This window comes from Acaryochloris marina MBIC11017 (assembly GCF_000018105.1).
Classification (GTDB): Bacteria; Cyanobacteriota; Cyanobacteriia; order Thermosynechococcales; family Thermosynechococcaceae; genus Acaryochloris; species Acaryochloris marina.
In genome coordinates this window covers 5,922,555-5,945,538 of sequence record NC_009925.1, presented here as the reverse complement: position 1 = coordinate 5,945,538, position 22,984 = coordinate 5,922,555, and the positions used below count along the sequence as shown (strand labels likewise).

At 46.6% G+C, this 22,984-nt stretch carries 25 protein-coding genes, 1 tRNA gene and 1 pseudogene; 15 read left to right on the top strand and 12 right to left on the bottom strand.

Annotated elements, in window-relative coordinates:
- Nucleotides 1-18 precede the first annotated feature (18 nt).
- Together AM1_RS26535 and AM1_RS26530 are read left to right on the top strand one after the other, a co-directional pair.
- Entirely contained in the window at nucleotides 19-1,533 is a 1,515-nt protein-coding gene (locus tag AM1_RS26535; RefSeq protein WP_012166032.1) for a hypothetical protein, read from the top strand.
- 144 nt (nucleotides 1,534-1,677) lie between these two features.
- Complete coding sequence (locus tag AM1_RS26530) at nucleotides 1,678-2,493, top strand: hypothetical protein (protein ID WP_012166031.1); 816 nt, start codon at nucleotides 1,678-1,680, stop codon at nucleotides 2,491-2,493.
- A 191-nt stretch (nucleotides 2,494-2,684) separates the two neighbouring features.
- On the opposite strand, the gene AM1_RS26525 is transcribed toward AM1_RS26530, so the two are convergent.
- Nucleotides 2,685-3,514, bottom strand: a protein-coding gene (locus AM1_RS26525; protein WP_315875423.1) for an IS5 family transposase whose coding sequence is annotated in 2 segments (ribosomal slippage) — nucleotides 2,685-3,097 and nucleotides 3,097-3,514 — 831 coding nt in all. Because the reading frame shifts where the segments join, the coding sequence is not laid out codon by codon here.
- A 690-nt stretch (nucleotides 3,515-4,204) separates the two neighbouring features.
- Here AM1_RS26525 and AM1_RS26520 point away from each other — a divergent pair.
- Genes AM1_RS26520 through AM1_RS26505 form a run of 4 tightly spaced genes read left to right on the top strand, consistent with a single transcriptional unit; the run spans nucleotide 4,205 to nucleotide 7,477 of the window.
- Nucleotides 4,205-5,554: a DUF7305 domain-containing protein gene (locus tag AM1_RS26520; protein WP_012166030.1), complete on the top strand. Its 1,350-nt coding sequence runs from the start codon at nucleotides 4,205-4,207 to the stop codon at nucleotides 5,552-5,554.
- 57 nt (nucleotides 5,555-5,611) lie between these two features.
- The gene (locus AM1_RS26515; RefSeq protein ID WP_012166029.1) at nucleotides 5,612-6,349 is read left to right on the top strand and encodes a type IV pilus modification PilV family protein; all 738 of its coding nucleotides are present in this window, start codon (nucleotides 5,612-5,614) and stop codon (nucleotides 6,347-6,349) included.
- A complete protein-coding gene (locus tag AM1_RS26510) occupies nucleotides 6,327-6,848 on the top strand; it encodes a pilus assembly FimT family protein (RefSeq protein ID WP_012166028.1) in 522 nt (173 codons plus the stop codon). Before AM1_RS26515 ends, AM1_RS26510 begins: the two co-directional genes overlap by 23 nt.
- A gap of 20 nt (nucleotides 6,849-6,868) precedes the next feature.
- Complete coding sequence (locus AM1_RS26505; protein ID WP_238549092.1) at nucleotides 6,869-7,477, top strand: prepilin-type N-terminal cleavage/methylation domain-containing protein; 609 nt, start codon at nucleotides 6,869-6,871, stop codon at nucleotides 7,475-7,477.
- A 98-nt stretch (nucleotides 7,478-7,575) separates the two neighbouring features.
- Here the strand turns inward: AM1_RS26505 and AM1_RS26500 are convergent, their stop codons facing one another.
- Nucleotides 7,576-9,279 (bottom strand): protein adenylyltransferase SelO, encoded by a 1,704-nt coding sequence (locus AM1_RS26500; RefSeq protein ID WP_012166026.1) that lies wholly within the window; start codon nucleotides 9,277-9,279, stop codon nucleotides 7,576-7,578.
- 395 nt (nucleotides 9,280-9,674) lie between these two features.
- On the opposite strand from AM1_RS26500, the gene AM1_RS26495 reads away from it, so the two are divergent.
- Entirely contained in the window at nucleotides 9,675-10,583 is a 909-nt protein-coding gene (locus tag AM1_RS26495) for a M23 family metallopeptidase (protein ID WP_012166024.1), read from the top strand.
- A gap of 170 nt (nucleotides 10,584-10,753) precedes the next feature.
- Here the strand turns inward: AM1_RS26495 and AM1_RS41300 are convergent.
- From AM1_RS41300 to AM1_RS42360, 7 genes are all read right to left on the bottom strand, one after another.
- Nucleotides 10,754-10,863, bottom strand: a tRNA-Ser gene (locus AM1_RS41300).
- 92 nt (nucleotides 10,864-10,955) lie between these two features.
- Nucleotides 10,956-11,453: a DUF3368 domain-containing protein gene (locus AM1_RS26490; RefSeq protein WP_012166023.1), complete on the bottom strand. Its 498-nt coding sequence runs from the start codon at nucleotides 11,451-11,453 to the stop codon at nucleotides 10,956-10,958.
- Nucleotides 11,446-11,697: a UPF0175 family protein gene (locus AM1_RS26485; protein ID WP_010481253.1), complete on the bottom strand. Its 252-nt coding sequence runs from the start codon at nucleotides 11,695-11,697 to the stop codon at nucleotides 11,446-11,448. The genes AM1_RS26490 and AM1_RS26485 overlap by 8 nt, the downstream gene beginning before the upstream one ends.
- 182 nt (nucleotides 11,698-11,879) lie before the next feature.
- Nucleotides 11,880-12,791 carry a DNA adenine methylase gene (locus AM1_RS26480; RefSeq protein WP_012166022.1) on the bottom strand — a complete coding sequence of 304 codons (912 nt, stop codon included), beginning with the start codon at nucleotides 12,789-12,791 and terminating at the stop codon, nucleotides 11,880-11,882.
- A 101-nt stretch (nucleotides 12,792-12,892) separates the two neighbouring features.
- Nucleotides 12,893-13,195: a DUF2958 domain-containing protein gene (locus tag AM1_RS26475; RefSeq protein ID WP_012166021.1), complete on the bottom strand. Its 303-nt coding sequence runs from the start codon at nucleotides 13,193-13,195 to the stop codon at nucleotides 12,893-12,895.
- A 30-nt stretch (nucleotides 13,196-13,225) separates the two neighbouring features.
- Nucleotides 13,226-13,576: a hypothetical protein gene (locus AM1_RS26470; RefSeq protein WP_010481246.1), complete on the bottom strand. Its 351-nt coding sequence runs from the start codon at nucleotides 13,574-13,576 to the stop codon at nucleotides 13,226-13,228.
- Between the two features lie 250 nt (nucleotides 13,577-13,826).
- Nucleotides 13,827-13,964, bottom strand: coding sequence for a hypothetical protein (locus AM1_RS42360; RefSeq protein ID WP_012166020.1), 138 nt, complete (start codon nucleotides 13,962-13,964; stop codon nucleotides 13,827-13,829).
- Nucleotides 13,965-14,164: 200 nt separating this feature from the next.
- On the opposite strand from AM1_RS42360, the gene AM1_RS26465 reads away from it, so the two are divergent.
- Together AM1_RS26465 and AM1_RS26460 are read left to right on the top strand one after the other, a co-directional pair.
- Entirely contained in the window at nucleotides 14,165-14,353 is a 189-nt protein-coding gene (locus AM1_RS26465) for a hypothetical protein (protein WP_012166019.1), read from the top strand.
- 151 nt (nucleotides 14,354-14,504) lie between these two features.
- Nucleotides 14,505-14,759: a hypothetical protein gene (locus AM1_RS26460; protein ID WP_012166018.1), complete on the top strand. Its 255-nt coding sequence runs from the start codon at nucleotides 14,505-14,507 to the stop codon at nucleotides 14,757-14,759.
- Between the two features lie 19 nt (nucleotides 14,760-14,778).
- Here AM1_RS26460 and AM1_RS44035 read toward each other — a convergent pair whose 3' ends face one another.
- Nucleotides 14,779-14,913: a hypothetical protein gene (locus tag AM1_RS44035; protein WP_269150214.1), complete on the bottom strand. Its 135-nt coding sequence runs from the start codon at nucleotides 14,911-14,913 to the stop codon at nucleotides 14,779-14,781.
- 76 nt (nucleotides 14,914-14,989) lie between these two features.
- Here AM1_RS44035 and AM1_RS26455 point away from each other — a divergent pair, with 76 nt between their 5' ends.
- The gene (locus tag AM1_RS26455; RefSeq protein ID WP_012166017.1) at nucleotides 14,990-15,928 is read left to right on the top strand and encodes a DUF4351 domain-containing protein; all 939 of its coding nucleotides are present in this window, start codon (nucleotides 14,990-14,992) and stop codon (nucleotides 15,926-15,928) included.
- Between the two features lie 83 nt (nucleotides 15,929-16,011).
- On the opposite strand, the gene AM1_RS26450 is transcribed toward AM1_RS26455, so the two are convergent.
- Nucleotides 16,012-16,284 carry a hypothetical protein gene (locus AM1_RS26450; RefSeq protein WP_012166016.1) on the bottom strand — a complete coding sequence of 91 codons (273 nt, stop codon included), beginning with the start codon at nucleotides 16,282-16,284 and terminating at the stop codon, nucleotides 16,012-16,014.
- 258 nt (nucleotides 16,285-16,542) lie between these two features.
- A complete protein-coding gene (locus tag AM1_RS26445) occupies nucleotides 16,543-16,833 on the bottom strand; it encodes a hypothetical protein (RefSeq protein ID WP_012166015.1) in 291 nt (96 codons plus the stop codon).
- A gap of 40 nt (nucleotides 16,834-16,873) precedes the next feature.
- Between AM1_RS26445 and AM1_RS41290 the strand changes: the two genes are divergently transcribed.
- The 5 genes and pseudogenes from AM1_RS41290 (at nucleotide 16,874) to AM1_RS26430 (ending at nucleotide 22,949) form a co-directional block, all read left to right on the top strand.
- Entirely contained in the window at nucleotides 16,874-17,215 is a 342-nt protein-coding gene (locus tag AM1_RS41290; protein WP_148215837.1) for a hypothetical protein, read from the top strand.
- Nucleotides 17,216-17,674: 459 nt separating this feature from the next.
- Nucleotides 17,675-17,929: an IS6 family transposase gene (locus tag AM1_RS44485; protein WP_012166013.1), complete on the top strand. Its 255-nt coding sequence runs from the start codon at nucleotides 17,675-17,677 to the stop codon at nucleotides 17,927-17,929.
- 60 nt (nucleotides 17,930-17,989) lie between these two features.
- Nucleotides 17,990-18,382: pseudogene (locus AM1_RS44480) on the top strand (DDE-type integrase/transposase/recombinase); the annotation flags it as partial.
- A gap of 854 nt (nucleotides 18,383-19,236) precedes the next feature.
- A complete protein-coding gene (locus tag AM1_RS26435; protein ID WP_012166009.1) occupies nucleotides 19,237-21,588 on the top strand; it encodes a bifunctional diguanylate cyclase/phosphodiesterase in 2,352 nt (783 codons plus the stop codon).
- A gap of 11 nt (nucleotides 21,589-21,599) precedes the next feature.
- Nucleotides 21,600-22,949 (top strand): sensor domain-containing diguanylate cyclase, encoded by a 1,350-nt coding sequence (locus tag AM1_RS26430; RefSeq protein WP_012166008.1) that lies wholly within the window; start codon nucleotides 21,600-21,602, stop codon nucleotides 22,947-22,949.
- The last annotated feature ends 35 nt before the right edge of the window (nucleotides 22,950-22,984 follow it).

Here is a 22,984-nt window from a genome sequence, read left to right as displayed (position 1 = left end):
GCAACGAACATCCAAAGTATGCCATTGTCAGAACTCCTCTATTACTTAGTTGTTTTTTGTTCTCGAGGCTTGAATTCTAAGCGGCAGGAGCAGGGATTTGCGTTGCCTCTTGCCCTGGGTTTAGGGTTTGTGATGGTCATTTTGGGCTTGTCCACGATAATGGTTGCCCAAAGCGATCGCACATCTGCATTTAATCGCAAACAAGCAGGGGCCAGTTTGGCCATCGCTGAAGGGGGAATGGCTCGATCCTTAGCCCAACTAACCGCTCCCAATAACGCCGTATTGCTCAATCGCAATTACGATACGATTAACCCCAAAACAGGAAAAACTTATCTCGGCCCCGACGGCATGTTCAATAGTGGCGACGAAGAAGCCAGTGCTATTGACGAATGGACGAGCTATGACCCGAGTAACCACCCTTGCTATCAACAAAAAGGGTGGGGCAGTCCCAACTTTGCAACGACGGGGTCAATGGGTAACACTGGTTCCTACACCGTTAGAGCTTATCGTTTTAATCCGGCGGAGCAACAAGGAACACTATTTGTTGAAGCTAGTAAAGATGGAAAAACCACAGGTGTTCAAATCAGGATTGCCGTACGGTCCGATTTAGACGATTTTCCAGGCTTAGTTCTTCATGACCCTGAACCTGATGACCCTTGGCATGTCGGTGTTTTGGCATTACGGGGTCGCCAAATCCTAGGTAGTAAAGGCAATGTTTACTACTATCCTCAAGGATCACAAGATTCCTCTTTGACTTCGAATTCAACTTCGGGAGATATAGACCGGGCTAGTTATCTGAATGCCATATTCTCTTCTTCAGCATCGGATGGGGCAACAGGCGATACCGTCTCAGGCACGCTGTTTGCTTGTTTGTTGACACCAACTATTCCTGATGGGATAAAAGGCACCAATTTTGGAACCATCACCAGCAGCCAAACCCTAAGCGGGGTCGGAGGCCATACACCAACCCTTTTCCAGATTGAACAAATTGACCTAGCTGGAACTGATGTATTGACGGTCGACACCACCAATGGCTCTGTCGTATTAGATTTCATCGAAGATAGTGCCCCCGAACAAGCCATTCAGTTAAAGGATATGGCCCAAATCCTTAACGTTCGTACGGATGGCCAACCGCCTCGTGTTGGCGATCTACGAATACATTTGAGGGGTGGAGACGACACGGTTTTACTGTATGACCAAACTTGCATTCAAAATGCCTTCATTTGGTCCGCATGGGATGAAGTGCAATTACTGACCTCTGGTCCTGGTTGCCCAGGTGGGCAAAATACCAATATTGAAGGTGTGGTATGGGCAGAAGGCATTTTCAGTTCTAAAAACGACCCCAACAATCGAGACATTAATTTCATTGGGGAAGTAGGTGCCCCCTACGATACCGTTATCACCCCCAATGCGACCTCTGGCATCGCAGTACCTGAAGATGTTAGCAGTTTGATCGACCTGCTGAAATATGTAGACTACCCAGTACGGTATCGATTTGGAGGTGTTTTGCAATGGCAACGGGTGAGGTTATGACAACGATGCTTTAAACCAGTTTTCTCGTATCTACTCAGTTCAAGTTTTAGCAATTCTTATGGGTGATGAGGAGTTTTTTTCATGGGTGCCCCACTAATCAAGTGGTCACCCTTTAGTCTTTGTTTCCTTCCCCTGGAATTTGCCATGTTTCGTTTACATCCCTTCATTGCACTTAGGTCTTCGTCTTCAGAATTAGGGTTTAGCCTGGCTGAAAAAATGGTAATTGTTGCCATTATCGGCATTGCCGCTGCTGTTTCAGCTCCCAGTATTATGGCTGCAATGAATCGAGCCAAAGTAAAACAGACGATGGCTAAAGTACAGGCCGCGTTGAATGAAACGCAACGAGAAGCGATCAAAGGTAATAAAATCTGCACTCTGACCCTTAATTTTGATGCAGGACAAATTTCGGGATCTTGTCTTAAAGTTAGCGATCGCAGTTTGGAAACCAGTGTGGCTATCGCGACAAATTTGATTGATCCCACAGCCAACACAGCCCAAGACGATGAAAGTCAGCCTGTGTGGATCAGTTCAGATGTCCAAGCACCCTCCCTTGGCCTCAATGACGGAGAGAACATTTCGCAGATTGCCATGGCATCTGCACCCGAGCATAAAAGCCAATGGACCGACGCAGGTATGGTGGTTCAGGTTATTGCTGAAAAATGCAAAGGGAATATTGATGAAGGCTTAGGGCTAGGGACTTGTAAAGATCAGCTCATTCCCATTAAATATGGCGTTTTAGGAAATCCAGAGTTTGCCATCATTAGCGCTCAAGCCAGTCCAACCGACCCCAGTGGCAAGATTATTTTTTTCAATCCAAACAATGCTAGTGGAAAAAAGCACTGCATCGCTATTTCCAACACCTTGGGCCTAACCCGAATCGGTACTTACAAAGGTGATATCCAACCCATTGCCATTACTGATGCAGGCCGTTGTACAGCTGATAACTGGGAAGATCAGTAATAGGCGAGTAGAGGGATAAAGTTTGAAAAGAGCTGCTGAGCTAAGAGCCTCCCTCGCACAGTGATTAAAGCCTTACGAAACTACCACTTGTGGCACAGCCTTTTCTCTACTAAGGCTTTAGTTTAGAAGATTCTGTCAATAGACCTCTTGCAATATTCATTTCACGATGTGGTATCGCTGTTTTTCATCCCTTAAGCAGCCAAAGATAGCTCATGGTTATAGAGGGCTGCAATCAAGTTACACCGCAGCGCGTAGCGACAACGACGATTGCGATAGCGCTCCGACAGAATTCTGGAAATCTTCAGGCTGCGATTAATGTGTTCAATGCCCATTCGTTCCTGACTCAGTGCACAGTTATACTCTCGCTGCAAGGAAGTCAGTTCACCATGTTGTGGCTTCTTGAAAGGAACATAGCTGTTGGCGTGGTAGGCTGCAATCCCTTGATATCCGCTATCTTGCAAACTCTCGGTATTTGGATGGATATGGATACCTGAACCCTTGAATATCTGAAAATCATGCCGACGGCCTGGGCCAAAGCTCAGACAGATAACCTCTAAAGTGTTGCGGTCAGCAATAATCTGGCATTTGAGGGTATGTCTCTTTTTTTTCCTGAATAATACGCTTTTTGTCCTTTTTGGGGACGTTCAATCGGTGTCTCAGTCACATCCATCACGACAACATCAGGCCGCTCAAATCCTTGTATTAGATGTTTCTTGCCGGGTAGGCGGAAGAGTCCTGAGTTCATCAGAGCGGTCTCGACCTGGTGGACTATACGGCAAACCGTTGATTCAGAGACTTCCCAATCTCCAGCAATGTGGAAATAGGTCCGATATTCTCGCCAATATTGAAGGGCCACTAATAGTTGATCGGGACGGCACAACTTCGGAGGTCGCCCTGCATTAGAATGACTCAGGTGATAGGTGTGCCATGCGTGGAGCATGCGTTTGAAGGTTTGCTTGTAGACCCCAGTTCGTCGCTTGAAATCTTTTGCACTTAGCGCTTGGGCTGTTTCGTAATTCATTGGATATGGGACTGAATAGGAAGAACATCAGGCTCAATACCATATCGCAAAATTAATTATGCAAGAGGTCTAATCACTAAGTGCTGTTTGTGCTGATACCGAAGTCTTTATTAATAAATATATTGCTATCAAATCTTGGATTTTATAGCTAATTCAAGAAAATATTTTCTATAAGCATCAAATACTTGGTTTTTTATTCTAACTATATACTTTATTTCCGAGGCTTATATATTCTTATCCATGCTCAACTATTCTGCACAAATCAGGATTTATCAGACTAGCCCAAGACTCGATTCACAATGAAAAGTATCAGATTTTCAGTGATTTTACCTAGAATATATATCCGTTTACACTACGATCTACGTATGATCACTGAAGAAAGGTCCTATTTTACTTCGTATACTAAAAATATACATAAATCAAACATTTACAATAAAAACATTCAGAACAATATTTTAAGTAATTGTTATTATATATTTAGAATGCGATTGGCTTATCTCGAAAATAAATTCATATAAAAATTTCAATCAACTCTTTTCACGTTCATCTGGCTTATCAACAAGTAAATCCAATTTAACTAAGGTGATGTCATCCTCTTTCTTGGTTCATTGAGGGTTCGCTGCAACCTATCTCAGATTAGATAGAGCGACATAAACATATCCAATTTATATTTCTCTTTATCATCGAAATATGTTGAAGTCCAGAAGAAAGACGACCGATGAAGGGTTTGCCTTACCCATTGCCATCGGTTTTGGGTTAATCATGGTGCTGGTAGCCCTGACTTTAAGCATTAAGTCCAGGGATGATCAAGTCTCAGCCGTTTCTCAAAAGCAAACAACAGCCAGTACGACCGTTGCAGAAGGTGGAATCTCTCGCACCCTCGGATTCTTAAATCACAACTATCACATGCTGTTGAGATCGAATTACGACCCCAACAGTCTCCTAGGATCAGATAGTCCTGATGAATGGTCTTTTCTCACCAAGCCTCCTCCCTGTTTTACAGGAGTGAATGATATCCTCACAGGCAAGATTCCCACCAACGCACCTGCCGACACCTATACAGTCGAAGCGTATCGCTACAGTGATCCAGATGGCATCTCCAATTCTGGAGATGAGACTGGAACCTTAATTGTCAAAGGTCATCCGCCTAATTCATCTGCAGTATCGCGGATTCAGCAGACGATGAATATTTCTCAGTCAACTTCTCTAGCTAGTTTCCCAGGACTGATGGCTCAAGATATTACCTTGGGCAATAATGACGTATTAGGTGCAATCTCGGGGAATGTCGTTTGCACAGATACCCTCAACTGTGTAGTGCCGGTTAGTGGATGTGTCAATGGTCAACCAACAAATGCAGGACTGCGAACAGCCATTGATGCGCTCAATAATAGTGTTGTGCAGGGGCAAATTTATGTTCGAGATGTGACGTGGCCTCCTGTTCCCGCGATTCCCTCAGGCGCGATCAATGTCTCGATTAGTAGCGCCACCAGCTTCCCACGGACTGGAGACTCAGTAGGTGCCGATGGTGCTTACCACTATCAAGTAAGTGACATCACCCTTAGTGGTAGCGATCAGGTCACAGTGGATACCACCTCAGCCCCCATCTATTTTTACGTTACGGGTGATATTGCAATGAGCGGCCAAGCCACGTTGGCCCATACCTGTTCAGGTTCTGCTAATAATTGCGGAACTTATGGGAGTGGTTTAGGTAGCCCAGAACGCTTTCGAATATATGGCAACGCCGATGATGGTGATAGCTTCTCCGATCAAGACTTCATATTGAATGGTGGAGCCACAGCCACCAATGTTTTCATTCATGCTCCAGATGCCCGTATGGGAATTAATGGTGGCAGCAGCAATCCTGATATACGAGGTGCCATTTGGGTCAGAGAGTGGGATGGCTCAAGCTCTAACACTGCTGAAATTACGGTCCCCAATGCAATGAAGCAACTGTTAACAGATTCTGGTGTTGTAGTTACCTCAGCGTCCCATAAAACGTCTGCAGCAACGAGTTGGACTCGTTTAGAAGCAACTCCTTAATCAACAAACCTCCCAATAGAATTCTCCTCACTTAGCCTCACTGCCAGGAAGACTCCCGTGATCACAAGAACACAAAAAAATTTTCATGAACAAGGATTTACCTTAGTTGAAGTTGCTGTCTCCATGCTGGTTTTAGCACTATTTATTGGGACCGCCATGCAGGGGTTGGTTCTCTCAACGAAGTTTAAAGTGCGAGCTAAACAGTTGACTGCAGCGAATAACTGGATTCAGCAAGACTTAGAGGATGTTAAAGCAGTCGCCAGTGATGTAGGCCAAGTACCTCTCACTTCAGCATTACTCTATGCTGATGCCCTTCCGGGAGATACAACGATCAAAGTTACTCAACTTGGATTTAGGTTAGGCGATTCCATTGTTATCGGTACAGAGACTAGCAGTAACGTTATAACCAATCTGCAATTTCAAAATGATCCCGCAACCAACACAAATTATTTAGAAGTCACCTTGCTCAATCCTTTGGCATATGCCCAAAAAGCTGACTCCACAGCTCTAGTATTAGCGAGATGTCGATCTCATTTGGCTACAGGAGGATTTGCTGCCTATCTTGATGAATCACTACCTGCAGTCCAGTCAGAAACGGACAACAGTAGCACGCCTACCTCAGGGCAAAAAACTATTATGGGCCAAGAATTTACCCTGAATAGGACAACGGCAGTCCGACCAGCAGAACCCTATCAAATCTTAGAAGTTACCTATAACGTTATTGATGAAAAGCTGGAGACAGTAGCCCAAGCCAATTCAGAGGTGGTGTCTAATGCGTTCTTTGCCTGTCCGTAGTGAACAAGGGTTTACTCAGCTCGAAATCGTCATTGTCTTGGTCGTTATGGGGATCTTAGGGGCAATTTCAGCACCTAGCCTTCTAAATTGGGTTAATACCCGAAAGCTTGAAGCTGGCTTAGGTGAGCTGGAAGGGACTCTAATCGAAGGCCAAGACCAAGCTATCCGTCTCAGTAAGACTTGCACCATTAATCTGCCGATGGGAAGTAATGCTGTGCTAAGTAGTTCACCTGCAGATTGCCTACGCAATGGCAATCGCACCCTAGAAGGGCTTCAGCTTAGACATTCATTCGCTACTCCTCTCAGCTTTGATTTCAAGGGGCGAGTGCCTTCCTCATTCACCTCAGAACAAACCGTTGTTCTTTCTATCGCGAATGAAAAAAGTTCCCCTTCAAAGTGCCTAGTAATTGCACCTGGAATTGGATTGACCAGAGTTGGAGAATATATCGGCTCATCCGATACAACATTAGCCAGCAACTGTAAAACTCCCACATTATGATTGCCAACACCTTAGACGCGATGACTGCCAAGATCCCATATTCTTTAAGCTCTAATAGGTCAGAAAACGCAACTCATCAAGGGTTTACCTTAGTTGAGCTGTTGGTCGGCATGGTGGTGACCAGCATATTTCTAGCCTTTGCAGGGTCAGGGCTAATTTCAATTCTACAAAGTCATCGCCAATCGGAAGCTGAGGTGGATCAGCATACTCAATTGAACCGTGCCATAGACTTTATCGCGGATGACATCAGAGAGGCCAAGGCAGTGTCTACTACTGCGCCATCAGGCTGGATTGTTCCGACCAACTATAGTGCTATTCTCTACCTCACTAAGCCGGATGATTCTACCGTTGCTTACTACACATTTGATACGTCTTCTGGATCTAACTGGCAAGGACCACAGGTGATTTATCGAGCTACAGCCCCTAATACAGCAGGAAATCCGCTCGTTGATCGAGTCTCTAATGCGTCTCCAGGGTGTTCTGGTTCAGGGACATCAGGGTTTGAAGTATCGCCTGCTCCTCTAACACCAACCCACCGATCCGTCACATTATGTCTCTTGGGGGATTTACCCAATGGAACCACTGAAATGGTGGAATACACAGTGACCCTTCGAAGTAATGAAGTGTAACTGATTCCATAACGGCACATTCCTGGAGATGGCAAGACTGAGTCACCTGTCCCACACTTTGTTGATGCACAATCGAATTCTTCAGTTGTTATTAAAAATCAAGATGAACAGCTATAGTGCGACACACCACCAGCATTAAAAAACGCCTTAGGTCTTAGACGATAGTATTTATCTTCTACTTCTTGCGATTGCTCATCATAGGGATAGCTCAGTACTTCTTGCAGCTCTTTAACTAATGTGTAGTCACCCTGCATAGCTTGTTGGTAGGCGGGGACAATCAACCACTCTCGCCATGTGTATTTTGGGTTAGTCAGTTTCATATTTGTTGATATCTCAGCCAAATTGCCGTCCTTAATGACGAGGTCGCGCCAGCTTTTTAGCCAAGATTGCCATTGCTCATCGAGTTGTTGAGACGTTTTACCGTAGAAGCTCTTTTTCAATGCTGAGATATCCTCAGGTATGTGGGATAACTCCCGGAAGAAAATGGTGTAATCTACCTCTGAGTCAGTCATTAACTGAATTAATGTCTTTAACAGCTGTGGGTTAAATTCAGTCAAGCCAAGTTTGGCTGCCCACATTTTTTGGACTTGTTGTTGCATGGCTTCTGAAAAGCCACGGCCTACTTGGTCGAACTGTTCTAAAGCATCAGCATCTTCTTCAAGTAGCGGTCTCACCGCTTTCCAAAACATATAATAATTCGCTTCTGCTGCGATGGGCTGATAGAAGAATGAAAATTGTTCGGCACCGCCAGTCCAAGGTTGAAACCAAGGGTCAAAAACTTCACAAAATCCAAAGGGTCCATAGTCGAGGGTAAAGCCACCAGCAGCGCAGTTGTCACTATTAAAGTTACCCTGGCAATAACCAACACGTAGCCAGTTGGCCACCAATGACGTAAGACGCTGGCGAAATAGCTTAGCCAACTCAACCAGTTGATCAGCAAAACCAAGGTTTTGATTAATATCGCTTTTGTATTCTCGCTCCATTAAATGGGACACGATCATGCTCAACTCTTCTAATGCTTTTGGATGAGCATTGTTGCGAGTGCGGCGGGCAAATAACTCTAGCTGCCCCACGCGCAAAAAGGAAGGGGCAACGCGAGTTGAAATGGCCACAGGATCGTCCATCAAAACATCTGGGTCAGCGGAGTAGGAGTTTTGAGAATACCAAGGCCGCTTAACAGTCTCAGATTTCGAAACATACAGGGTCAAAGAACGCGATGTTGGCACACCTAAAGCCTGCATATACTCTTGTGCTAGAAACTCACGCACACTTGAACGGAGTACTGCGCGCCCGTCACCGCCACGGCAATAAGGTGTTGGGCCACCCCCTTTCAGTTGCATTTCCCAGCGTTGGCCATTGATGATTCCTTCAAACACGGATATCGCCCGACCATCGCCATAGCCGTTACCCGTACCGAAGGGACATTGTTGGGTATATTCGGTGCCAAGAATCGACAGTGCATAACCCGTCGCCCAGCCAACCTGACGCATAGGCTCATGGGCAGCAGTGATATCACCCGAAAATACATGGCGAAATTTTTCATTCAGCGCCAGCTCATTGCTTAACCCAAGCTCCTTAAAAAAAGTGCTGCTATGGGTTACATATTCTGCTTCTGCAAGCGGCTTGGGTGCCACAGGTACGAAATGGCCAGAAAAAACCTGGCGGGCACGGTGATCATCGCCATCGACCGTGGCATCAGGATCGGCATTTAAGGTGTCCATCAGAGAATAATCCGCCAATTGCACAAACTCATCGAAGGTCGTTACAGAGGGCTCAGCAGATGTTTTAGATGGATATGACATTGTTGCTAGCGTCGGTATTATCGGGAAAGGTTCATGTTTAATTTTAGGCCTTGTAGACGTATGGCAACGATTAACTAAATGAAGGGGCTAGAGCTGAAAGGCAATGGCAATATATGCTCTGGCTTGCAGTGCTACAAAATCCTGAATATTATGATGACGAAAGAATATAAAAAAGAGGTTTATTTGGGGAAGATCATCCTTTTTGAGGGTTTAAGAAATTTGGGCCGTATTATAAATGAGTATTATTAGCTCCAACGATTAGATTGACTCAAGATTGGTGATTACTATCTTTGTAAAGACGTTCTTGGATAAGTTTTTTTTTATATTTTTCTCTTACCTAAGTTGGAATGGTTACGCTTGTAAACAAGAAATTGAGCTTTGAATCCCTTTAAGCTATGAAGCAACCCAAAATTTGTCCTGTCATTTCCCCTCGTATAAGGCGTCGGGCTTTTCTCTCGATGGTGGGGGCAATGGTCAGCACAGTCGCCAGCGGTCGCCTTTGGAGTCCTGCTGCTCATGCCTACGAGGTGACACTCTCACCAACGAACCCCAGGCTAGGCGATACCATCTCGGTCGTGATCTCTAGCGCTTCAACGGCTGGCACTGCCCCAGTTGTTTCCGTCAACGGCACCAACTATCCCAGCTTTCAGGTATCCGGCAATCGTTACCGGGCATTGATTCCCACTAGTCCACTAGATACCCCTGGACAGCTAACATTGAATGTTTCTGCCTCAGACTCATCGCGTCGCCTAACCGTAAACCTGGCAGATCGCTCCTTCGCCACCCAACGCATTTGGCTCCCCTCGGGCAGCAGCGACTTGGGGACCGATCACGAATTTGACCGCGTCGACAAATTCAAGCGCATCGTCACCCCAAAGCGTTATTGGAAAGGCGCGCTGGCCCGCCCTAGCCAGGGCTATGTCAGTACTGAATTTGGTGTCCGGCGATATTACAACGGCGTGTTTGCTAAAGACTATTACCACCGAGGTGTAGATTACGCTGCCGCGACTGGTTCGCCCGTTGTCGCTCCAGCGGCAGGTTATGTCCGGCTAGTGGGAAGAGTGGTTGACGGCTTCGAACTCCACGGCAACACTGTCGGTATCGATCACGGTCAGGGTGTGTTGAGCATTATGATTCACCTGAGCCGCATAGACGTTGCCGAAGGAGACTTTGTCACTACCGGGCAGAGGATCGGCGGTGTTGGATCAACAGGAGCATCAACCGGCCCCCACCTGCACTGGGGTCTTTACCTGCATGGGGTAGCAGTTGATCCAGTTCCCTGGCGCTCTAAAGGTGTTGAGTAGTCATCAAATCTCTCTTGGGGTAAAAGCTCTTATGCTTGGCTTGTTTTACCCCAATCATGCCCAAATAGACCGAATTATTAGTATAAGTGTTCTGTATTTTTGACCTAAAAAAGGGACTCCTGAAACCTAGGAATCCCTAAAAGGATGTATATTTTGAGCTTTTTTTGAAGCGAGCATGGAGGGATTCGAACCCCCGACCCTCAGAACCGGAATCTGGAGAAAATCCTTATTCTATAGGGATTTTAGCGTTTTAACGAAATGATTACCCCAATTTTACCCCAATAATCACGGATTCATGTTTCAGATCCCTCACTCTACTGCTTTAGAGCAAGTATCATTCATATCTGCACGAGAACGTTAGTGCTATCGCTTTCACTCTCCCACTAAAGCTAATGCTTGATCGATGACCCGATCGCTCAAATACATTCCGGCTTGTTTGAGGTCTGCAATCACGGGACGAGCTGCAGGAAGATGCCCCCGCTGTTTTGCTGCCAGCACTAAGCCCAAAGTGCCCCGGACAGGAATTCCCAGTCTCTTGGCACAGCGCCGACCGGCCAAGTCATCCAAAATGGCTTCGGTTCCTGGATGCTGTTTGGCCCAAGTAAGAACGGCAGATTCACCGGGGTCGAGGTTAAAGTCTTGCACGGCTTTAGAAATGCTAGATATTTCAGTTTCAATTAGCCAATCCACAGCCTGTACAGCCTGGAAGGTTGGGTCTGCTTCACCGTATTGCTCAATCTCTGTGGCAACCATCTGGGGTACAAGCACTTTAGGGTAAAGCGTTTGCAAGAGATGAAGATAATTAGCGGTGGTCAAGAAAATTAGAGGCGAGGTATCTATGACAGGTGGCGGTGTCGATAACTCAGCCACGGGCTAGCTCCTGAGCCAAATCGTCAAAATCAACCTGAAACACATCCATATTTTCATGGGCCAATCTCTTGAGAAATTCTTTACGGTTCATTCCAGCTAGTTGCGCGGCTTTGCCTTGGGAGATCTCACCACGGGCATACCAATAAATGGCAGCTGCCAGTTGTAAACGATGGGCAAAGCTTTCACCATTGTCTGCCTGATTAACCACAAGATCATCAGGGATATTAAGGGTGACTTGGGTCATCGGGAATCCTCCGTTGGTTTAGAATCCTAGTCTTTACCTCTACAACCGCATTCCATAGTGCTAGGGCTAGGGCTTAGCATTGAAAGTCCTTATCGAGGAAGAGATGGCTCTGACTCACTTATTGGGCTGCTGCTGCCACAATGAGACGATCATACTCAGCCTGCTCATTTGCGATATCAGCCTCATTTTCTAGTATAGGCTTCGGGTATCGCGCTTATCTTCTGAGTCAGGGAGAACGGTTTTGGGGATAGCTTAACCTGAACGATCTGAGGAGGCTCGGGGGATAACCATAAGCACTCTACCCGCTTCACGCCAGAAGTTGTAAATGCCTTTTGTTCAACTCGTTTCCAGTCGGAGTAAAGCTCCTCGTAGAGTAGACAGGCATAACCGCTGATGATCGCACGTCCCTGAATGCCATGCAATATTTCCGCAAGTTGGCGATGATCCTCGTCGGTCATCTCATGCCGGTACTGACGTCGGGGTGTTACTGGATTCTGGTGCCGTTTATCTTTACTGCCCCTTGCACTATGGGGATAGGGTGGGTCGCAGTAGAACAAAGTACTAGGGGAGTCATAGATCTGTATGCAATTGAAAGCATCTAGATTGAGGAATTGGACGGTTTGGATTCGGTCAGCGATCGCAGTCAGGTGACCCACATCCCAAGAACTCGACGCTTGCAGTCTGGAGGAACTCAGGCCATGGCTCCAGCGACCACCGCCTCCGATATAGGCCAGCTGACAATAGAGATAATATCGTCTAGCCCATTCCAAGGGCTGATCACAAGGTTGCAGACAGCACTGGAATTCTGCAGCTGTGCGAGGGGATTGGGCAATGGCCTCTAGGAGGGAATCAGGCTGCTGTTGGAGGACTTGAAAGAAGTTAACGCCTGCTTGATGAAGGTCGTTGTAGATGTCATTGGCAGCGGGTGGTTTTTGCAGTCCCACACTAAAGGCTCCGCCAAAGGGCTCGACATAACAGTCATGATCCGGGAAGTAAGACCAAATCCAGGGACCGAGTAACCATTTACCGCCAAAATACCGGAATGCTGGCCGGGTAATCTGGGGAAGCGATCGCGTAGACAGAGCAAACGACATGATTTCAGAAAGTACTCTTATAGTTCTTATGTACTATTCTATGGATACAAAAAATCTTCTAACCTGAGGCAGCCCTTGCTGCCTCAGGCAGTGCAGTTGCGTTAGGTACGGATCCGCTGTCGGAGTTGGGACAAAGGAGTAGGCTGAAAATGCAGATCTCGCTCGATGGGTAAACCCGATGGTCCCCGTGCCTGCTGCAATTCTGCCAAGCTGAAGTAGCCCAGCTCTTCCTCCAGTCCCTGGACCAAACCGAAGAAGGTATCTTGGCCATCGAACTCAGCCGCATACCAGGTCCAAGATGAATCGGGAGTAAAATACTTGACCCAGGCAACGGGATCTGACGTGTTTTCAGTTGTATACAACGGCGGCAGCTGTCGCCTGATTTCATCAGTGATTAATTGCATTTTGATTTTCCCAATTGGTTGAATGTGGTGTTAGGCAGCCGTTTGGGCTTCCAGATGGGCAATAGTGGATCGCATTTCCAGCTTGGCGATGCTGAACTGATTGCGGAGTAGACCGAGTTCTATCGCTAGCTGTTCTCGTTTCTGCTTGGCTTCCTTTAGGGCTGTGGCGGCCTGGTAGTAATCAGGGTCATTCTGCTGACGCTCCAGCTTGACGGCTTTGCGCTGGGCCTCGTTTTTAAGGGTGGTATCAAAAGCGATCGCTTTATCAATCAACGAGGCAAACAGCGCCACACTTTCGCTCAAGGTGATGATCTGCTGATCAAGTTCTAGAATTTGGTGCTGCAAGGAAGCGATTGCAGCAGGATAGGCTGATAGTTTCATATTTCAAATTCCTCAACATTCTGGGGGCAAGGGGAGAAGGCTCCCCAGAGCAGATTTAGGCAGCGCGTTCGACAGCTAAAGCTGTTTGATCTTTGGCCTCCTGAGCCATTGCCGCCGCTTGCTCCCAGATATTGATGGAAGGACGTTGTTTTAACTGCGCTTCAAAGACATCCCGGTTGAAACTGCTATGGGTACGATCGCCCGTGACGCAGAATTCACAGGCATCTTCACAGAGGGATTCGATGGAACGCTATAACCAATAGGCTAGAACCTCGTTGAGATCTTGAATCTCGTACTGCTCGCCTGCGTAATCTAGCAGTGCAGATTGAATCTGACTGGCTGCTTGAGCTAGGGCGTTAAGCGCTGTATCCGTAATGGTTGGTAACATAGCGTTGATTCCTTTTCGTATTGGAGTCATCCCCTGCTGAGTCCGTCCAAAGATGCAGCAGGGGCTTTGATTTATATCTATATTTTAGATTGGATACATACTAAAAAGATGTTTTTGAGCACACCAGCCCCCATTTAAATTACTTATGGATGTATAGAATGTAGACATGCTATTTTGAAGCGGTTTTGAGAGGCGAAAATATGGCACGACCCGGAGGAAACCCAGGATTAGTTGAACATCAGTTCACCACCGACCGCCCCGAACCCCTTTTGGCTAAGCTGCAACTACGTATTACCAAAAGCATGAAGGCAGAGGTTGAGGCCATTCCCAACTGGCAGGAATTTGTCAGAGAGGCGATCTCAGAAAAGCTATTAGAACGCAATTCCTAAAGCATGTATGCGCTCCGTAACAGAGATGCATGAATACTACATTGATATCGGTGCAAAACCGCAATAGACTCCCTTGCCTGAGCCGAGCGGAGCTGCTGCCCCTTCTCGGCTATGAGCGGTTGTCAAGCCGCAAACTGGGGCAGGTCATACAATGCCCAACAACCCAAAAGTGCGGGAGGCTCTTGGTCATATCTTTTACTGTGGAACGATGAAGGTGATGGGCCGGACGCACCCTAAAACAAAAGGGCAAACCACCAATGGCCCCTGTTTGGCAATCGCCCCCGGCTTGACAATCAAAATGCACCCCCACCCTGGAATCTTTGCGGCGGTGTTATCTCAGTTGCCCCCCTTGCCCTCACCTCGCTTCGCCGCCGCCACACCTGCAGTCTATTGGGGTGCATTTTGAAGCGATAGCCAATCGTAAATTAAGCGCCACGGGCGGGACTGTTGAAGAAAGAATGGTATCCTACCGACGGCACGGGAACAGCGGCGGTATGTCTTGGATAAGCAAGATCGGTTTGGCTCCGCTGGGTCGGTGCCTCTTCTCGGTGCGGCAGCACGGAAACTACCGACGAACTCAGCAACTGTAGATCAAGCAAAACACCGTCATTCCAGGGAAGTAGGAGGTATAGAGGATTGGCATCACAAGGGTCCATTGATCATGACGGTTTATTCAAAGAACTGATTGAAACCTTCTTTTGGGAATTTCTGGAATTATTTTTACCTCAGGTTGTGGACTATGTGGACCCTACCTCTGTTACCTTTTTGTCCCAAGAGGTCTACAGCAGCATTGGAGCTGAGGAAAAGCGAATCATTGATTTGCTGGCTCGCGTTAAGTTTCGAGAGCAGGAGAGCTATTTTCTCTTCCACATTGAGCCGCAATCTTCCCCGCAAAAAGACTTTGAGAAACGGATGTTTTTCTATTTCGGGCGATTGCATGAGAAATATGACTTGCCCATTTATCCTGTCGTCATCTTTTCCTATGACAATCCTCGACAAGCTGCAGAAAATTCTTATCAAATGGGATTTCCCGATTTTCAAGTTTTACAGTTTAATTTCCAAGCGATTCAGCTGAATCGACTAAACTGGCGAGATTACTTAAGGCAACAAAATCCCGTTGCTGCCGCATTAATGACCAAGATGCAAATTGCGGTGGAAGATCGGCCCCAGGTGAAACTGGAATGCCTACGGATGCTAGCTACACTGCAGCTTGATCCAGCAAGAACGATGTTTCTCTCGCAATTTATTGATACCTACCTGAAGTTGGCAGCGGATGAGGAACAACGCTTTCAAGCAGAAGTTGATAGATTGGAAACAGCAGAACGGGACGCCATTATGCAAACAGTAACGAGTTGGGAAGAGAGGGGCCTGATACGAGGCAGGCTGGAAGGACAAGTCCAGTTGGTACTCCGTCTACTTCACCGTAAGGTTGGAACAATTCCGGCTGAAGTAGAGACTGATATTCAAGCGCTAGACACTGACCAGATAGAAGCTTTAGGGGAAGCGCTACTTGAATTTGACGATATCAGTGATTTAATAGCCTGGCTGCAACTTGTGGAAAGACCTAAAGATTGAGCGATTAAGAAGCAAAACCTTTACTACCCGATTTCACAGCAAGAACGGCACGGAATCGTTTGAAGTTAGGTAATTTGCTATGTCTAGGTGAGCGATAGATTGCGGAGTGTTCGATTCACAAAGCTCAGATAATCATCAATCTCTTCATATCTATCGAGTTCTTGTTCTTCCGCTGCGCTTAAAGTTGTGGTTTGTTGTTTTGTGAGTAATGACTCAATATGAGCTTGAACCGAACTAGAGGCTCGGAATACCGGAATGCCTTCTTCTAACTCAATGCAAACTGCCCCTTCTGGCAGGGTTTCGGGGAGATGGTCGAGTTTGGGGGGCAGTGCAATACTTATAACTCGCAAGATCATGCTTTGGAATCTAGCTTGATTGTAACTGAGGGATGCCAACCTCCCGGCAACGTAGGTTGTCTATCGTGTTCTAGACTGCATTGGCTTCAAAGATATTGCTGCTGTTGGCTTGGAAGAAGATTGGCCTGAGAGGAGATAAGCTGGCTGAAAGCATCCTGTCTTCAAGATGATGCGCTCTACATTTCTTGTGTTCGTTACTCTTTGGATACCAGCCAATAAAAAAAGGGCCGAGGCCCAAAGGTCCCGACCCAAACCGAACTAAGCCACCCGGCAAGCACTGGGAAATGCATTGGATAACTCCAGCAACACCGACCGCTGAGCCTGAAACCGAATGACGCACAACTGGGCACCAGAAGACACCACAGAGACCCGAGACGCCCCCATGGCCTGGAGCTTAGCCACCGCCGGATCGACAGAGGCCACAGGAACCCCCGCTAACTCGACCCAGCCCGACCCGGACAACCGCAAGAAGCAGCAAGACCAAGCCCCAGAAGGCATGGCTGAAGGCAACTGGACGGAAGGCGTGGGAGAACGAAGCAAAGTCAGCATGGTAACCCCTATAAAAACGAATAGAAACAACTGAAGAAGCATGGCGAATAACCAGCAACAACGCTCTTTGGAAACCACATGTTGCCCGGCGTTGCCACCCTGGTTGGGTCGGGGGTATGGGGTGCTCCCCAAGGAAAAAGTGCAGTGCACAACCATATCAGCCCCCAACCGCTTGCGAGGACACGGACTAAACGCAGCGGAGCCTGATACTGGTTTGCGATCGCAGACTCACTACCTAGCGGAGCGGAGAGCAGGAGTACCGAAGGGGTTGCAAGAAAGCCGCTGTGTGGTACCTTTATCGGCGCTGTTGTTGGTAGCCGCGCGAAGCGCACTGCTGGAGCAGGCCCCCGAGGGGCAGACTGGCGAGGGGGTAACGAGATGATAAATCAGACCTATTGTGAGTTATTCATGAGAAATTTCATTCGTTTAAGGAAATAGGCCTAAAAAAAATTATCCTCAAACTCCGTAGCATGCTTACTTCAGCTAATGCCACATGTTGAATTCCAGTTTCTGTGGTGCCTCTCCTCTATGGACACAATAGGCAAGGGCGAATGGGGCATTGAGATACGATCGGCTTCTACTCGCAAGTCATGCTGATGTAGCACCTTTCTATCTAGATACTCAGAAAAGCGGATGAGGATATCGCGAGAAATACTATATTACGTCAGAGTTGGTCCATCCTAAGGCATGAACAGACCCCACAATTGCAATTTGCTGTTGGCCCACCCACAACTCAGCTGCTATCGCATGGAGTGGTACATTCTTTGGTAATGTCGCAAGAAGGATATTAGCCGAAAGTCAGTGGTAAATTGAGAGGCTCTGTCCCTTTTCTCTCCCATCAATGAAAACTACTGATCTGTTCAAATGGCGTCATTACCAATTTGAGATCATCCTGCTCAATGTCCGTTGGTATTGCCGTTATACTCTCAGCTATAGGAATTTAGAAGAGATGATGGGGCGAGGATTCAAGGTAGATCACATCACAATTCATCGGTGGGTTTTCAAATATTCCTCTGAGCTGGACAAGCGCTGTCGTCATCTCAAGCCTACCCATGCCTCCTCGAGAGTTGACGAAACTTACGTCAAAATCCACTAACAGTGGCGCTACCTTTATCGAGCAGTTGACTCTGAGAGCTACACCCTCGACTTTCTACTCACAGCAAAGCGGGATACCAAGGCTGCGAAGCGCTTCCTGACCAAAGCATTGAATACTTGAGATTCATGGGTATGAATCTCAAGTATTCAATGTGGAAGACATCCGGCCTATCCTCCTGCTGTGGAGCAGTTACAGGCAGATGAACGTATCCCTGAGAAGGAAAAAGTACGGCAGGTCAAATACCTCAACAATAGAGTGGAGCAAGATCGTATAGGGATAAAAAAGCTTGTCAACCCCGGCATGGGTTTTGGATCATGCAATTCCGCTAGAAGAACTTTGAAGGGATTTGAATCGATGAACATGATCTGTAAAGTTCAAATCAAAAATGTGGGAAAGGATGATGTGATAGGACAGATCTATTTCATCAATCAAATCTTTGGATTAGCAGCATAGTTTTGGATGAAGCTTAGAGGAGTTTTGTACCTGGAAGCATTATTTGCAACGCAACTGATTAACTAACTGCTAGTGAAATTTTAAGTCTGGACCGCCAATTCAGGGACAACGTGAGCAGCCTAGAGAAAAATGGATAGCGCCTAATTGGATGTCAGTTAGTCAAAAGCCTTGCAACAAATAGTCTGTGAGTCATCGAGCAAACAACTGTGCAGTCATGTATAACTTATTCTTATGCAAATTGGCATTGACCCTCAAGCCTACTGCAATGGCTAGGTTGTTTTTATCAGCAACCATTCAGCATTCTGACCAATGCCTACTAAGTCCACTCTCAAAATACATTTGATTTTCCTAGCCATGAATGAGGTTCAATTTCTTTTGTACATACTAATTCTGCACAGTCTTTCTAATTATCTTTTACCGAGATTAATCACTTGACATAGATGAAGTCAATCGGAATGATTCAAGCTGCTTTGAAGCTTGGGAATGGTAGTTCCGTAGCTTGTTCGAGATGATTTGTATGAGGATATAAAAGCCATTCGAGGGTTAAACCCTTTGGATGTGGGTCAGCTTAAGAGAATGGTCAAGGATCGAATCGCCCATTCTTACCGCATTTCATCCCCCTTTCCTGTTCAAAGAGAGTCTTGATTGTCTTTATATTGGCTAGTTGATTGAAAGGAGCTTTTTGTAGTGAAAATTACTTTGATTTTTATTTTTTAGCAGTTCAACAAAATAGCAATGGTTTTCAGCAATGAATGACATGGCTTGTCAGAAAAATGGTCGGTTTGCCTTTGAAAATCCATGTAATGAAATGACTTATTCAACACAGTATCTTAAATATTTACGTCTTTGGCCTCATGAACGACTTTACGACGAACTCAATTGATAAACAGTCAGAATTATCAGAATTAGGCCAAAAAGCGCTTTCTGAATTTACTTTAACTGAGTTGTACTTAGAGGCGATCTCACTCATCAATCGCCATTTACCCATTGAAGATTGTTGTCTCTGGCAACTTCTTTCAGATAGCAACACATTAAGACTATTAGCCAAACAAAAAGCGACCCTAGAAGGTAAATCTACCGATATCGATAGTCGTGAATTGCCTTGGCTTCAATCTGTTCTCAAATCGGGGAAAATAGCCGTTATAACCGGAAATTCTGAACAGCTACCGCTCACTCAGCCTCAACAGCGGCGAGGACTGTGTGTGCCGATTTCTGCTGCTAAACAGGCGCTAGGGATATTAGAAATTCTCACCCCCAATCCTCATACTTGGCTAAAAGAAGACCTGAATTTTGTTCAATCTGTAGTGCAGATCTTAGCAACAGCTATTCAACGCAAACGATCTGAATCCTTGTTGCAGACCCAAACACAAATTCTGGAGTATGTAGCAACGGGTAAAGGGCTGGATGACATCCTAAATTGTATATGCACTTTAATTGAAGCCCAATCCAGGGGCACCGTCTGCTCAATTTTGCTCAAGGACCCCAGTAAACAAGAATTACGCATGGGGGCTGGCCCGAGTCTGTCTTCCGAAGTCGCCATTGCCTTTGACCATTTACTGATCGCTGAGAACGTTGGCTCTTGCGGAACGGCGGCCTTTCGGGGCGTGGCAGTGTATGTGGAAGACACCTTCAAGGATCCAGTCTGGGCGGATTTCCGTGAGTTTGCCCGTCAGCATAATATCCGAGCCTGTTGGTCAATGCCATTCTTTTCCCAGTTGGGAGAGCTTTTAGGAACGTTTGCCCTGACCCACCAAGTCCCCTGTGCTCCCACGGACCACCATCTAAGCATCATTAAAACCGCAACTCATTTGGCCAGTATTGCCCTGGAAGGGCATCGAACCGCGGAGCAATTAAAGCATAAGGCACTATTTGATGAATTGACGGGGCTCCCCAGCCGAGATTACTTCATCGAGGAGCTGCAGTATAAGCTCCATCAGCTACAGCAACATCGGTTAGCAGAATATTCAGTGTCTTACGACCCCTGTCACTTTGCAGTGTTGTTTTTGGATGTTGATCATTTCAAGCTCGTTAATGACAGTTTGGGGCATAGTGTGGGGGATCAGCTCCTCGTTGCCCTCGCCCGTCAGCTGTCCGAAAGCTTGCGTTCTCATGACTTACTGGCCCGCTTGGGGGGAGATGAATTTGCTGTACTCCTGGATGGTGTAGACAATCACCAGGAAGCCCATGAGATTGTCCAACGCATCCAGCGTTCCTTAGCGAAACCTCTACAGGTTGATCATCAAGAAGTCTTTACCTCCGTCAGTATTGGCATGACCCACTCATCTAATTCATATGAGCATACTGAGGAGCTGCTGCGGGATGCTGATACGGCCATGTATCAAGCAAAAGATCAGGGGCAGGGTGGCTATGTGGTCTTTGATGAAGTGATGCATAAGCAGGTCCGTTCTCGGTTATGGCTGGGCAATAGTTTGCGATATGCCGTCAAAGCGTTGGAGAAAGGACAGTGCCAATTCCAACTCCAGTACCAGCCCATTTTTTGTTTACAGCAACGAAAGTTGATCGGGTTTGAAGCCCTGTTACGGTGGCATCATCCTCAGCAGGGGCTGATTTCGCCTGAGCAATTTATTCCAATTGCTGAAGAGACGGGACTGATTGTGCCATTGGGCCAGTGGGTTCTAGAACGGGCTTGCCAACAGCTCGCCATTTGGTTTGAAGAATTTTGGGCTCCCGTCTCCATGAGTATTAATGTGTCGAGCCAGCAATTTTTGCAACCCGACTTTGTGTCCAGTATCCAATCCTTACTCAATGGCCACCAGCTCCCAGGAGAGCTACTCAAATTAGAGATTACAGAAAGCGTGTTGATGGAAACCACACATCACGTAACGGACCGGCTGGAGCAACTGCAAAAACTAGGACTATTGCTGAGTTTGGATGATTTTGGCACGGGGTATTCATCCTTGAACTACCTTCACAATTTACCGATCAATACCTTAAAGATTGACCGCTCCTTTGTATGGGGGATTGGCCAGGGTCAAGATCAGATAGTGAAAACGATAATTGCTCTTGCCCATGGTTTAGAGATGAACGTTGTGGCAGAAGGGATTGAGACCGTGGAGCAGGCCCAGTATCTAAATCTGCTAGGGTGCGAACTCGGACAAGGTTTTTGGTTTGCTCGTCCCTTAGAGCCTGATGATGCAAAAAAATGGCTTTTAACGTTGAAGAACCATAGAAAATTATTGACCTAGCGGAGTATTGCATGTCCTTACCGTTTTCCCCACAATCCTCCTTGCACCAACGTCTCAGGGTTGGGCTAGGAACTATGCTGGTGCCCCTGATTATGCTGGCGGGGGGGGCCTTGATTTCCTTTGAGGGAGCTGTTGGAAGTTTTGAGCAACAAGATAGTATTAGCCGACAAGCTTTATTCCCTCTCGCTGAGGTTGAGGGGGAAATTCTTGAGTTAACAAGTGTAGCTACCCATGCTCAACCGACCAATACGATGACATTACAGAATTATCGTCGGAAACAGTTGGTGATTAAGTCCCAACTGGCACTACTTTCAGATTATTTTCAAGGGCAGCCAACGAAGTTTAATTCTGTTCAAGAAATTCGTCGCCAATGGCTGGAGATTGCCAGACTATGCGAGCAAATTTTCGAGGCCACAGAACCTGAGCAGCTAGCTAATGCCAAAGTTCAGCTTAGTCAGAGGCTACAGGGGATTTTGAAAAACACACAAGAGTTGAATTATCGGTTGATTGCGTTTCAAAATGAAGCTAACTTTGACAAAGCTAGGGCGGTACGAGAAAAGGTAAGATATTTGGTCGCTTTCATTTCTTTGTTGGCACTAGCATTAGCCTTATTGTTTGCCTTTTATTTGTCCAGGTCCATTACAGACCCCTTGCAGACCTTGGCAAAAGGGGTTGAGAAATTAGGCCAGGGGGAGTTGCACCACCGCATTACTCTAGAGACCCAAGATGAATTTAACCATTTGGCTGAAACATTTAATCTGATGGCCAATCAGTTAGAGCAGAGCCAGCAGGATTTGTATCGATTAGCCACACTGGATGGTCTTACTGAAGTATACAATCGCCGAGAATTTAATCGGTGGTTGTTGGTGGAAATTGAGCGATCTCAACGGGGTGAACATCCCGTCTCCCTGATTATGGTGGATATCGATCATTTCAAACGGTTGAATGATACCTATGGTCATCAGGCTGGGGATCTCGCTCTATGTGAAGTTGCCCAACTTCTTCAGCGGGAGGTCCGACCGGGTGATATTGTCTGTCGTTATGGTGGTGAAGAGTTTGGTGTAATACTGCCGAAGGCAACGAGTGCGGATAGCTGGGTTATCGCAGAGCGAATTCGATTAGCCATTGCCGAGAAATCCGTTGTGCTTCCGTCACAGCAGCATATCGATATGACTGCAAGTCTAGGGGTGGCGACCTATCCAGATCACGCTGATTGCAAAGAGCGGTTAGTTAAGCAGGCGGATCAGGCACTTTATACGGCTAAATATCAAGGGCGCAACCGTGTCCATTCTGCTGAGGTCAATGAATGCAATCACCAAATCAATAAGCTCCAACGGATGCTTGTTAAACAAGGTACTTAATGTCAGGTTCCACCCATTCTACCTGAGTCTATCCA